This is a genomic window from Natronococcus sp. JC468, assembly GCF_012163165.1.
GTDB lineage: Archaea > Halobacteriota > Halobacteria > Halobacteriales > Natrialbaceae > Natronococcus > Natronococcus jeotgali.
The window spans coordinates 1-12,734 of the sequence record NZ_JAAVUO010000032.1; the positions used below are offsets into that span (position 1 = coordinate 1).

A 12,734-nucleotide genomic window follows, 5' to 3' on the forward strand; every position below is an offset into this window, starting at 1 on the left:
GAGGTCCGGTTGTGGGACCCCTTCATACTCGCCACGCTGATTCACGAAATCAATCGCTGCTTCGCCATTAGAAACGGTATGAATAGTATTAACGATCTTTCCCTGCTCAAGGTTTTCTTCAAAGAGACGTACATCGCCCTGATTCGGTTCGACTAATAGAACGTCAATCATTTCTTCTGCTCGATTGTTATTTTCCCCACTTGGTGAAGCCATATCACTGCATTAAGTTACAAGCTTAAAAGGTAAACGGCGATAGTTTCCGTGAAGTACCTCGGGACAAGCCCTGAGGCTTCACCGTTTTGTCCATACCGTCCAGAATCGGACGAATGGACGCAGGCGAATGTAATTCCCCTTGACCTCCCCGAAATGGGTCGGTTGGAATCAACACCCGAACGTTCGGTACGTCTGTGGGGGTCGGTCGTTCCACCACGACCCGACAACACCGTCTCACCACGCCAAACCTGTTCCATCGACCTCAGGAGAGATGGTCCTGAAACCTGCTCGGCAACAGGCTGGGTTTCCTCATGCTGGGGATGCCCCGTCGTTTACGACGGGGAGGACGTCACGATACTTCGACGTCAGAGTGAAGTTGCGGACGGAGCTTCCTGTTTCTGTGTCGGAACTTGCAGGAACAAGTCCCACAGCGGTTCTAGACTCCACAGGCGATTTCCCTTTACAGGCGGTTCGGAGTGTCCCACTCCTACCGAATCGACACTCGGCCACAACCGATGATGCACGCTTGTTGTCGTCGTTTGAAGGACCTCCGGTCTTTCGTGATGACGAAACGGCTACGCCGTTTTGAACCACGTTTGAACAACGCCGGAAGCGTGGTAAGTATCTCACAACCCCCTCTAACCGCCGAGGTAGTAAGGTTGCCGATTCGCACGAAAACAAGACGTGCGGGCGCTGTATCCCCTCCCTGATCGCGTCTTCGACGCTCGCTGAGGAAGGGGCTTAGCGCCCTCAATTATACTAAAAAGCACATTACTTCTGGTAAGAGCCCTCCTGAGACCCTTCGTGAAGCTCGATTCCCAGCGGTTGTGGGGCGAGGTCATAGACGACCATGTTTTCAATTCTCGCAGCGCCCTTGTCTGCGAAAAGGGACATCCCAGTACTATCCCAGTCGGGGAATATTTGATTCGTCATTACTCTCTCTCCACTGTTGCCAAAGATCTCGACCGATGATCGGTCAACGAGGACACGAAGCTGAATCGTTCCGTCCTCTTGTGGTTTAAGCGGCATCGTCGTTCTGTCTTCTTGGCCTGGATCATAGAATCCGTCTGCCGGGCCATCGACTGACGAATTCAATCGATTAAACTCTAACTGGTTTTTATCCGTGTAATATGTAATCACACTTTGATCGTTCTCACCCTCACGTACCCGGAGTCCAACCGCATCGGCGCTATGCGGGTCGATCGTCATAATAATTTCAAGCGACCGACCGTTCGCATTCGTGTCCTCGAGCGGATCTCTACCCGGCGTAACCATCTCCTTGTGAACATCGGCGAGTTTGTCTTTCCGGAGGTCAACTAGTTGCTTGACCGGACACTCTCGCAGTCGGATGTCGTTCTCTTCTCGGTTGAGGGTAACGTTACGCGGGACCGACATGATACCCCGCCATCCGGTTTCGGGGATGAAGTCCATGTAGGGCCAGTGGCCCGCCCATCCGATCTGGATTCGACGGTCATCGGGCTCGTTGTCCCATGACATAGGAGCGAAGTAATCGTAGCCATAATCCGCGAGCTCGCGATCCTCCATCGTGAACTCGTGGCCATCAAACTCACCGATGAGGTGATCAACGTGAGGGTTACCTTGGACGGAGACTGTCAGTACCCATTTGGTTTCATCAGTGCCCTCAACGGATAGTTCAAATAAGTCCGGACATTCCCAAAGATCCACAGTATTATCGTAGACGCCGTTGTCCATCTCGATCCCAGCGACTACGTCCTCATACTCGTCGATCGTGAACGTGCTCTCGTACGTCCAGTCGGTGTGGTCCTTGGAACTGTAAAACTCGATACCAGCCGGTCGCTCGTCTCCGTCATCGTCGCCGTCTGCAGCACGGGAAACGACCATGATCCAGTGTTCGTTTGGTTCGTACCAGAAGACATTCGGATCACGGAATTCTGGGTCGTTAGTATCGACAACTGGATTATCGGCGTACGCCGTGACTGTCTTGCCGTTATCGGTGCTATACGCGATACGTTGGTCCTGGATCGACTCGTTGAGGTGGGCACCTGTATACGACAAGACCAGTGCATCTTCACCGAATCCAGCCGTGTTCTGGTTATCCACGACTCCACCACCGGAGAACTTCCCAATGGTATTCTCTTCATCGAACGGGAGTTTGACGCCATGGTACGTCCACTCGAAAAGATCTTCGCTGGTCGCATGTCCCCACTCGATATCCTCCCAGTAGGGGTTGTAGGGGTTGTACTGGAAAAACAGATGGTACACGCCCTCGTGATAGACTAACCCGTTCGGGTCATTGATCCAGCCTTGTGGTGGTGCAAAGTGAAAGCCCGGTCTCCAGAGATCCTCTTCTGATGCATCTATCTGTTCGACCTGATCTGTGGCTGAGACACTCAGACCAGCACCACCGAGTACCGTCGTCGTGAACAGCCCAGTCCCCGCCGTTCGAAGGATGTTCCGACGGCTGAGCCGCAATGATTTGTTCGTCGATCCTCTGTCCCTTTGTGGGTTGTTATTTTGTGCCACAACCAGATTGAGTGTAACAATTAGTTTTACTCTATCGATTATTATTGTTTTCGACTGATATTGATAACACAATAATCAACCCACTCAATAGAAAACAGTAGGACAGTAAGGATATTCATCTATATTTTCCATAAAGTTTCTCGAATCCCAGTTCGTTATGAGAGATGAATGTCCGGAAACAAAGCTCGAGCTGACCTCTACTATTAAAACAGGAGATAGCCGTATTCATACTCAGAAACCACCTAACAAATGATATACTTATCTAAGTGTTGTCTGATCAATCGTGCCAGCACTATAGTAATATTCACCTCTATAGCGATCGCTGCTCGAACGGTGAGCGCATCTGAACAGACTGGTTGTCCTCGATGGATTCTGTCGCTGAGAGTGCAGCGGCTAGTCGCATCCATGGGTCGACCATCGGATGTTCGAGTAACCGTTCCAGATCTAGTGGCCAGAATAGTGTACTGCCGAGGGGATCATCAGGGTCGCCCTAGCGACTGGGTGGTAGAATCGTCTCGAGCAATGTATCGGCTGCATCGACGGGCGTCTGGCTCTCCTCGAGGACAACCGGAACAACGGAATCACGGCGTTCGATGGTCGTCTGGGACGATAACGCCAGTCGATACCCGCTCTCATCGACACGGATAAGATCGAACGCCTCGAGTCGGTCGTAGGTTCTTAGGCTGTAGAATTTGTGTCGCAGTCGCTGTAGAATCCGCAGGTAGATCGGTTATTATGACTATTGGAATCAAAATGCCAGATCACAGTAGCGGTTGTATTCAACTGATTAGTGAGTGCCCAGTAGGTATACGTGGCGCATTCTCCGAGACTGTAGGAGTATATCGGCCCTATAACGAAATCACAGATCGGTGACGGTTGATATTCAGAAGTGACCCATGGACCAACTACCTGGCTTTCAGCGTGACCTGCTATACGTCATTGCAGGTAAAGACCGACCATCCGGACAGGAGATTCTCGATGAGATCAACCGCTACATTGACCAACCGGTTACGCATGGTCGACTGTATCCGAACCTCGATACACTCGTCGAGAAGAAACTCCTCGAGAAAGGACAACTCGACCGCCGGACGAACTATTATGCGTTGACTCCAAAAGGCCAACGCGAACTCCAGCAGCGCCAGAAATGGGTTAATCAGTATATTGACGCCTAACCACGTCGAGACGATGTATTGGACTGTATTCTCGTAAGTGACGATTCTCAAGCGAGATTGGCTTCCTCGTTGGTTGTTCTCACGGATTACCCCTCAAACAGAGGTGAAATAGGCCATCCCATAGATTCAAGCACTCAGGTCTCTGTCTCTAAGACACGCTACTCTTGATGAATGTTCCCGATCAATTTCTTTGCATGTTCTCTGGACGGGTTGAAGAGCGAGATGGATCATATGTCATTGAGGTCCCCACGCACGAACTCCAGCTCGGTGATGTAAACGAAAACAGTGTGTATCGAGTTGCTATGCTATCTCGGTCCACGAATCCCAAAGAGGAGACAGAACAAGAACTAGAACGGGAGCATAGTTCGCTAGAACCTCCTGTCGGGGAAGGAGAGACCCGAACCGTAGATATCGAGAGTATAGGTGAACAAGGTGATGGAATCAGCCGTGTGGAGCGGGGATACATCGTGATCGTCCCGGACACAGAGAAAGGAGAACGAGTACGGATAGAAATCACTCAAGTGCAAGAAAACGTCGCGTTTGCAGACGTAGTAGAACGGCTGGACTACTATGAGTAATTTTGAACAGTCGTACCGCGACGATTCCAGACCGAAGTCTACTGAACACTAGTAGTAAGCACTATCTCTTCAATGATGACTGCAGCCGAAGATGTGAGCGGCCTATTCCAAGTCTCGCTTGAGTAGGTTGTGGGCCATCTATCGGGGGATGCACCGGCTTTTCCCGTACGAGCGAACTAGTTAACCACCAAATGGGCTCAACCAAGACCATTGAGCTTTTCAATGAGAATGAGACCGCTACTATCTCAATACAGATTGAGACTTCAGTGTGGATGGTCGGTCCGTCATGTGTGTCTCATTGGTGGTTGGAAATGCCAACAGCGTTGGTTAACAAGGTAGACCGGAAGAACGGATGAAGATAGGCTGTTTCAGGGTGGCTGTATCTCGAGTTCGAAGATGGTCATTATCCTTCCAGCCGTGGACAAGAGGGGAGACCTGAATGCCGGTCCAGCTCACTCTTAGGTTGTGCAAGAAAGCGATTGCTGTTCAAGCAGTAGGCCTATCCAAACAGTTCGGTTGTCATCGGTGGATTCTGTCGCTGTGAGCGCAGCAGCAACTCGCAACCATGGACCGACTAACCGATGCTTGAGTAATCGCGATGGATTCGGTGGCCAAAACAGCGCACTCCCAAGCGGGTCGTCGGGGTCGCCGTAGCGATCTGGCGGGAGAATCGTCCCGAGCAATGCATCGGTTGTATTGAGGAGCGTCTGCCTCTCCTCGAGAAGGGTTGGAACAAGGGATTGCGGCGGTCGGTAGCCGTCTGGAACGATAACGCCAGACGGTACCCGGTGTCGTCGACCCAGATGAGATCAAGCGGCTCAAGCCGGTCGCGATATCTCCGGATCATCCGTGTCGAGACGTCCGCTCGGTCAGCAAGCTCACGTTGTGAGAGCCGCCCCTCAGCGGTGCGAAGTGTTTGAACGATTCGGCCAACTGCTGGTGGCAGATCGGAGAGTAACTGCTCAGGCTCGAGCGTACCCAACGCGTATCGGAGCTCGTCTGGTCGAAGCTCTCGGCGCTCGTCTTCGCCGGCGAGTTGCTGGAGTGCCTGAGCAGCGGCGTACGGTGAGCCAGCCAGTGCGTAGAGCAACGAAACGCTATCTCGAGTCAGTCGCAAGTTCTTGGCCTGAAGGAGTCGCGTCGCAGCTGTTGCATAGGCCGTCCGGTCGCCCGTCGAAAGGGAGACACGGACTGCGAACTCAGGAACGTTCTCAGCGAGCGCTGTCAGCGTCTCGAGCGAGTCCTCAAACTTGGGACGGAGTCGGTGGACGTCTTCACCGTGCACGACCAGAGAGCCAATGAGCGACCCCAGTGAATCGTTGTCGTCGACGGTCGGCGAGAGAGCCGTCTATCGCTCCCTTTATAGGAATTAGGCGAGAGAACCCACGAGTTCAGTCCTGGGATGAATCGCCGCACATGCTTCAACCGCCGAGATCGAAAGGATTGAGTGCTCCACGGACGTCTATTCGTTTGTCGACGCTACGGTCACCCGTCGCGTCTCGACACCCCGAAAACTGGCAGTTGACTCAGTGTTTGCCTCAACAAAAAGTAAGCCCTCGGGACCGCAGACCGACAGAAAATAAGCAAGTCGCGACGGCGACGCCGTCCTCAGAACGCGAAGCGTTCTGATGGGCCGTACAAGAGCGTTGCTCTCGTGGACGTCGGCGGGTCGCGTCCACTGTCAGCCAGCCGACGTACCTAGTTCCAGACCGCTCCATGAGAGTGTTCAACGCCTAATTCAGCGAGAATCGTTGTTGTCTATCGAAGCGAACAACCGGTCTGATGGAGGCGGACGGCGAACGCCCTGACGGGCGTCGCCGTCCGCTCGTTCTCCCAAGATTCTTCTAAATCCGCTGCATAGCTCTCGCTGAGCAGGTCTGCGAGCATCTTGATCGATCCACTCAACGACCTGCTCACTTCTCAAACTGGCTCAACTAGACAGTACCAATCTCAAAAGAATGTCAACTCGGGTACTACTCTTAACAGAGATCGCTATATGGCAGATGTGTGAGCTCTTCTATGACACCCCCGTCGCGAACCGCATTGGCTGCGACTACGTCTTCACGTCCGGCGTCAAGCGCTCGCCGATCGGGGAGGCGATCTTTGGGGACGTCCTCCAGCGGCTCATGCTCCGGTTCGACAGCTACGTCACGACCAACGTGCGGTGGGTCGCGACGCTCGCGGCCGGCGCGCGAGTCGTGACGGCGCGGGCGGGGTCGCTTATCGACCTCGTTCGTTGCCGTTCCTGTTCGGACTCCCGCCCGACGGGATGAAATGGCCATCGTTGAGTTCGGCGACGACCCGAGTCTCGGTGCCATCGAGCTGGACTTTCAGGCTCGGGGCGAGGGTGCCTCCGAACAGCTCCTTCTGCTCTTCGTCAGGGAGGGCTCCGACCTCGTCAAGGCTGATCTTGCCCCGGGAGGTGTCGTCGAGGCCGCGGAAGTTCTCGAAGCTCTCGACAAGGACATCGTTACCCTGAGGCATCGCTAGCCAGGAATAGCCCTGGAACGGCGCCGCCTCGGGGTTTGAGATGACCAGTCCGCTCCCGTTGAGCGGCTCGTAGTCACCGTACAGCGAGTCGGCGACGAACCCGTACAGTGCGTCGGGTCCCCAGAGACCGGGTGCGAACGTAAACTCGTGGCTCAGCACGAACAAATACCACTTCCCGTCTTGGAAGACGTAGTGAGGACGCTCGAGTTGCTGGTTGACCTCGATCGCCTCCAGATTCGGAGGGAGCAGCTCCCACTCGGTGAGCTCGTCGTTCGTCGCCTGTGCCACGCCGACGTTTCCATTGTAACTCTGTGGGTCATCCGGGTTCTCGCCGCCCGTGGGCGTGTTGCCCTCGAAGACGACCAGATCCTCACCCGTCTCGGGGTGCTCGAAGTACCACGGGTCGCGGAATGCGTAGACGATACCCTCGTCTCTGGACTGCTCTAAGGTCTGGTAGAGCTCACCGTCGGCCTCGGCCATGATGACGTGCTCTTGATCGCCGACCAGATTGACGCTGCGGGGCCCGGTCTCGAGCGACGCGCCCTTGCCGAGCGCGAGTCGCTGGCGGAACTCCGGCTCCGGACTGGTCGCCGTATAGAAGTGGTAGATCTGGTCCTCCTCTTGGTCGTACATCGCGGAGCCGGCCCACTGGTGGTGGCCGAGCGGATTCTCGAAGGCCGTTCCGCCCTCGGTCCAGTCGTGGCCGTTTCGGGAGTAGAAGTACCGGATCGTCGCCTCGTTGTGGCGGGCGCCCGGAACGAGCTCTTTCGACGCCGTAAGCGAAAAGACGACCTGCCAGCCGTTGATCTTCGCGATTGAGCCGTCACGGTATCGAAGCGGCCACGTGTCCCAGATCCAGTAGTCGTCTGAGATCCCGTCGGAATTTTCGTCGATCACTGGCGCCGTCAGACCGTCGGTAAGTTCAATACTGTTCGCGTGCTCGCGCGTCCACGCGCTCGCCTCGCCCGTCTCAACGGCAGCCCCGGTGCTGGTCCCGATCGATAGTCCAAGACTGGCTGCGCCGATCGCGCCGGTCGTTCTAAGGACGGTACGTCTGCCTAGTTCTCTCTGATCCTGATCTCCCATTGCGGTTGGAATATTAACTCGGCGTGTAATAAATATTTTCTAGATCAGCTATACATGAGGAAGGAATATTATATAACAAATATAAATAAATCATATTCAGTTGTCGGATTAATCGGACTACCAGCCGCTCCGGCTCCTGATAGAGTAACCGAAGACGGACTGCCGACTGAGCTACAGACCGTCGATCCGGGCAAGGGTGGGAGTTCCGAGTTGGATGGACGGACCGTGAGGGACTGGTTTTCCACGATATCAATTATAATGACGACGGTGACCGGCGAAAGGTGCTTCACCGTGCGTCGGTTTCAGCAATGGCGGTCCCATATGGGGACACCGACCCGAACCACAACTGGAAGAACGCCTTCGACATCAGCGAGTTCAATGTCGGTCGGATGGTCAACTCGCTGACCGGGGGCTGTGACTGCCTCGGGGTGATGCACTATTTCGATGCTGTCACTAACGATCGCGACGGCGGCACGCTCCACGTTCCGAACGCGATCTGCATGCACGAAGAAGATGACGGGCTGATGTGGAAACACACAGAGTGGCGCAAAGAGGACGAAACCGAGGTTCGTCGCCGCCGACGATTAGTTGTCTCCCAGATTGCAACCGTCTACAACTACGATTACGCTTTCTACTGGTACTTCTATCAGGACGAGCGTATCGAAGCCGAAGTACGGCTCACGGGAATTGACTCGAACGGTGTTGTGCCGGAGGGAACAACGGCTGAGGATACTGACGGGTTCTACGAGATCGTTGCACCGCAGGTGAAGACCTCGATCCACCAGCACCATTTCAATTTCCGACTTGACTTCGAGATTGATGGAGGAGAGAACTGCGCCTACGAGGTTCACAATCAGCCAGCCGACGAGGTTGCGTGGAACCACGAGGACTCCGATAACCCAGCTGGACAAGGCTGGTTTGCCGATGAGACACTGCTCGAAACGGAGCAAGACGCTCGAATGGATATCGATCCTCTAAAGGCTCGTTACTGGAAGATCGCCAATCCAAACGAGACCAACTCGTATGGATACCCAGCGGCGTGCTGGATTCATCGAGAACAACTTCTGGGTGACACCGTACGAAGACGATGAACTGTATGCCGATGGGGACTACCCGAATCAGAACGACAATCCCCATGGTTTGCGCGAGTGGACGGCAGCCGATCGAAATTTCGTCGAGGAGGATCTGGTAGTCTGGTACACGCTCGGTGTGAACCACAGAACGCGGCCGGAAGATTGGCCCGTGCTTCCCGTCGAGATTGCCAGCTTCGAGCTCGAGCCAGAGGGATTCTTCGATGAGAACCCTGCGATCGATGTCCCTCCAGAACCAACAGCTTGCGAAATGGATGAAGCGGGCGCTGCTGACGATGATGACTAACTCGATGGCCTAGCGAAGAAAAGACTCTTTCCGGCTTTCTTGGTCGTCTTTAGCTTGTAGCATTGTGCCAGATTAGACGCGATACTGAGGAGCACTTCGGGTCCGGCTGGAACGGACTGCTCGTGGTTCAGGATCTCAAACAAGAGACGACGTCGCGTATCCGTCCGTCGAACTAATTCTTGATCTGCATGCACAGATCGTTGAGGAAGGGGACCACACTGTGCCGGGAATTCGATCAGAAGGCGCGATCCAGTCTGCATTGCAATACGTTTCAGAGGAGTTCTTTGTCGAGGTACCGCAAACGCTTCACAAAAAAGCGGTTCATCTCATGAGGTTGCTCGTTGCAGATCATCCATTCGTCGACGGGAACAAGCGTACTGCGCTTCGAACTGTAGTCGTCTTCTACCTAATCAATGGATACGCGTTCGAATACGGCGACGAAGTACGTGCATTGCTACACCGGTTTGCGAGCGATGAAGCTCGAGTCGATATTGAAACAGCGGTTATCTACTTCCGAGCGTGCGCTCGCCGTAACTGATAAACGGATACGATGAGTATATCTAGAATAGAAATGGCGTCCAGTACTGATTCCTCGACAGCAGTCGACGAAGAAGTTCGCCGGCTGTACGAGCGATATCAGTCGGCGGAAAGCGACGAAGAACGCCACGAAATAGCTCTTGAAATGGGGAAGCTTGACGGACGCCGTCATGCCGATATTTATGCGGCTCTCGAAGACGAGTAATCTCAATTTCGACTACATCCAGTATTTCTAACATCGGATAGAACTCACGTGTCAGGATGGTCTCGACCCCCTTGGCCGGCAGCAATCACAGATTCATTCTCGTGAACCGCCTCGGGGTCAAGCCCCGAGGCACTCGGTCTACTCCGCCTGTAGAACGAATCCCCGAACATATCGATAAACGCCCGATCATTCGCTCCCACGATCAGAAAGGTACGTAGTCCGTGGATGCGGCTACTCGTCGCAGAACATCCCTACGTCAAATTCAGTTTCCCATCGCGGGCGTTCTGGCCCCGGCATCTCATCAGCATGATCTCGCAGTTCGGGCATCGTCGTCCAGGGGTAGCACTGGGTCATTGCCTCAAACCGTTTGAAGAAGCTCAAATGGACCCAGCTATATTCGGCGGGCGGCTCATCAATGTCGTTTTGACGCTCTTTAATGAGATCGGTGAGCTCTCGCTCGCTGATGTCGATACCTTCCTCTTGCGCGACTGTCAGTAGTGCTGCGATTTCCTCTTTCTTCTTCTCGGCAACGCTCTGCTCACTATCAAGATGATCGAAGTCAGCGTAGTACACCGCCAGAGCAGCCTGAATGACGTCTTCTCGTGTCTCCAGACTATCGCGGGTGAGGCCAGTATAATCGCGGGGGAACACGAATGTCTTATTCACGAAAAGTGCTCTGACAACCCCGAGTTCCGGGCTCTCACCACCGCTTTCCTTCTCGTAGACACCAGCGATGTAATCTGCTGCCTCACCAAGGAGGTTGATCTTGATGTCGAATTCGGGGACAACCGCGGCATCTAAGTTGATCGTATCTCCGAGAACGATCGATTCGGCGTTCATTGGCATGTTGAGGCAGTTAGCGAACTCTCGAAGGCGTCGTCCGTACGCGCCACGGTAGCTTCCAAGAACTAGATAGCTACTATTTGCTTGCTCGAACCGGGGGAGTTCTTCGTTCATATAGCGGACGACTTCGTGGTAGTCTCCCTGTGGTGGTGAGCTAATTCCTTCGAAAATACGGTTGACAGCCCGGTAGATGGCGTACGAATTGCCTGGAACCCGTGGACCATTCATATTACTGTCTACAGAAGTGTTCGTCTTAAGCGTTCATTTCCGAGTTGGGAAAGACACCTCTTTCCCAACTTGCTCGTCCCGAACAGTTACGTGAATGGAGACGGAATAAACACATATGAGTAATAGTGCGGCGGGTCCAGGAAACCTGGTCGGCGGCGAGACAGACCCATTTGGCGGTGACGATGTCATGCCGATCGAGAAACAGCGACGGGCACACCAATTCCTCACGCAGGAAACCCGCTACCACATCATCCAAGCCGTGCTTGGGCATCCAACGCACTTGGCGACACTCGACGAGCTCGAATACCTCGTGCCCAAGAATCGCTCCACTATCAGGGAGCACCTTGACCGGCTTGCAGAGAAGCAGGTGATGGCGAAGTACAAATACCGTGGAGATGAGACCAAGCGTAACGAGCCACGGGAGTTCTGGGGGTTCACCAGTTACGGGATCAACCTCTTAGATGAGTACAGCTACCTCCGGTATGTCCCGGTTCTGCGTGCCCTACAGGAAAATCTCTATCTGACCGAGAAAATTGAACGGCATCAGGATGCGCCGCGACCAGAACTGCCAGAAGACGTTAGTGAGGCCCTCAAAATCCCAGAAATAGACGACGAAACAGAGGCCATTATCGATGACGCGCTCGCTGCCCGAGAACGTGGTGCCGACCGGCTCTTCGATGCTCCCCCTATTGAGTCGGGTGAGGACGTTGAGACCGAAGCCGGTGCAGACCGGCCTCTTGACGAACTTTTCTGATCTTCTGGCTGCTCGTCGTCTACGACCAGAAACGTGAGACAGCGTTACTCGAGGAACAAGCCGAGAGTAAGATCAAGATCCTCCAAGCCGCTGAACTCGAGAACCAATCAGCACAGGTCCTCGAGCGAAAATTGTGAGTGGATAGTTGCTCCGAGCGAAGGGATGTTATGCACTCTGTGTGAAATCAACCCTCTGGATTGAGCACTATATTAAATATAGTATTCCATAAACCAAGCACAACTAACTGTCGAGTCGATTCTCAACACTTCTCGAGTCACATCTCACCCAGAATCGGTCGACGCGCCGTACACCTGGTCTATTGATTCGCTGTAGAGTTCGTCAAGAGTCGCGATCAGCTCCTCGTTTTCAACCTCGTCGTCCTACTCAGGATCGTCAACCATAGTACCTACGACATCATTTGGCACGGTATTAAATACCTCACCTTACGACAGTCGGTACATGGTGCCAGCCGCACCCCATAACACACAAGAGAACAACTTCCTGTTATCAGACTGTATATCGTGGTTGTCTGCTCTCGCATACCTAAAATACGCAACACCACCGCCTTAACCAACAAAAAGGATCTCTACCGAGTCAGTGTTGGTTAATATGACGCGGTGAAACCCGCACGAGCACCGATCATCTAGTGATATAGTCCAGCCGATAATTCGGTCCAACCCATTTCGTAAGCAATCCCCATCCAAATATGGGTACCGAAGGAAAAAGTTATTCGATACCCCCTACAG

At 53.8% G+C, this 12,734-nt stretch carries 8 protein-coding genes and 3 pseudogenes; 6 read left to right on the forward strand and 5 right to left on the reverse strand.

What is annotated here, in order from left to right; genetic code table 11:
• Both GWG54_RS15665 and GWG54_RS15670 read right to left on the reverse strand, forming a co-directional pair.
• A pseudogene (locus GWG54_RS15665) lies at positions 1-213 on the reverse strand (response regulator); the annotation flags it as partial.
• Between the two features lie 771 nt (positions 214-984).
• Entirely contained in the window at positions 985-2,667 is a 1,683-nt protein-coding gene (locus GWG54_RS15670; protein ID WP_245242832.1) for a glycoside hydrolase family 32 protein, read from the reverse strand.
• A gap of 947 nt (positions 2,668-3,614) precedes the next feature.
• Between GWG54_RS15670 and GWG54_RS15675 the strand changes: the two genes are divergently transcribed.
• Positions 3,615-3,890, forward strand: coding sequence for a PadR family transcriptional regulator (locus GWG54_RS15675; protein WP_167938666.1), 276 nt, complete (start codon positions 3,615-3,617; stop codon positions 3,888-3,890).
• 167 nt (positions 3,891-4,057) lie between these two features.
• Entirely contained in the window at positions 4,058-4,468 is a 411-nt protein-coding gene (locus GWG54_RS15680) for a TRAM domain-containing protein (RefSeq protein WP_167938667.1), read from the forward strand.
• A gap of 1,701 nt (positions 4,469-6,169) precedes the next feature.
• Here GWG54_RS15680 and GWG54_RS15690 read toward each other — a convergent pair.
• Positions 6,170-6,355 (reverse strand): annotated as a pseudogene (locus GWG54_RS15690) (IS6 family transposase); the annotation flags it as partial.
• Between the two features lie 116 nt (positions 6,356-6,471).
• On the opposite strand from GWG54_RS15690, the gene GWG54_RS15695 reads away from it, so the two are divergent.
• Positions 6,472-6,741: a hypothetical protein gene (locus GWG54_RS15695; RefSeq protein WP_167938668.1), complete on the forward strand. Its 270-nt coding sequence runs from the start codon at positions 6,472-6,474 to the stop codon at positions 6,739-6,741.
• On the opposite strand, the gene GWG54_RS15700 is transcribed toward GWG54_RS15695, so the two are convergent.
• Positions 6,689-8,044, reverse strand: coding sequence for a glycoside hydrolase family 68 protein (locus GWG54_RS15700; protein WP_167938669.1), 1,356 nt, complete (start codon positions 8,042-8,044; stop codon positions 6,689-6,691). The genes GWG54_RS15695 and GWG54_RS15700 overlap by 53 nt on opposite strands.
• A gap of 248 nt (positions 8,045-8,292) precedes the next feature.
• Between GWG54_RS15700 and GWG54_RS15705 the strand changes: the two are divergent.
• Positions 8,293-9,421: pseudogene (locus tag GWG54_RS15705) on the forward strand (hypothetical protein).
• A gap of 106 nt (positions 9,422-9,527) precedes the next feature.
• On the forward strand, positions 9,528-9,959 hold the full coding sequence (locus tag GWG54_RS15710; RefSeq protein WP_167938691.1) for a type II toxin-antitoxin system death-on-curing family toxin: 432 nt from the start codon (positions 9,528-9,530) through the stop codon (positions 9,957-9,959).
• 435 nt (positions 9,960-10,394) lie between these two features.
• Here GWG54_RS15710 and GWG54_RS15715 read toward each other — a convergent pair whose 3' ends face one another.
• A complete protein-coding gene (locus GWG54_RS15715) occupies positions 10,395-11,234 on the reverse strand; it encodes a hypothetical protein (RefSeq protein ID WP_167938670.1) in 840 nt (279 codons plus the stop codon).
• Between the two features lie 115 nt (positions 11,235-11,349).
• On the opposite strand from GWG54_RS15715, the gene GWG54_RS15720 reads away from it, so the two are divergent.
• The gene (locus GWG54_RS15720) at positions 11,350-11,988 is read left to right on the forward strand and encodes a hypothetical protein (RefSeq protein WP_167938671.1); all 639 of its coding nucleotides are present in this window, start codon (positions 11,350-11,352) and stop codon (positions 11,986-11,988) included.
• The last annotated feature ends 746 nt before the right edge of the window (positions 11,989-12,734 follow it).

Excerpts from the sequence above, each read along its gene's own strand:
- GWG54_RS15700 (WP_167938669.1), bottom strand. The coding sequence starts at position 8,044 with ATGGGAGATCAGGATCAGAGAGAACTAGGCAGACGTACCGTCCTTAGA.
- GWG54_RS15680 (WP_167938667.1), top strand. The coding sequence starts at position 4,058 with ATGAATGTTCCCGATCAATTTCTTTGCATGTTCTCTGGACGGGTTGAA.
- GWG54_RS15720 (WP_167938671.1), top strand. The coding sequence starts at position 11,350 with ATGAGTAATAGTGCGGCGGGTCCAGGAAACCTGGTCGGCGGCGAGACA.
- GWG54_RS15675 (WP_167938666.1), top strand. The coding sequence starts at position 3,615 with ATGGACCAACTACCTGGCTTTCAGCGTGACCTGCTATACGTCATTGCA.
- GWG54_RS15695 (WP_167938668.1), top strand. The coding sequence starts at position 6,472 with ATGTGTGAGCTCTTCTATGACACCCCCGTCGCGAACCGCATTGGCTGC.
- GWG54_RS15715 (WP_167938670.1), bottom strand. The coding sequence starts at position 11,234 with ATGAATGGTCCACGGGTTCCAGGCAATTCGTACGCCATCTACCGGGCT.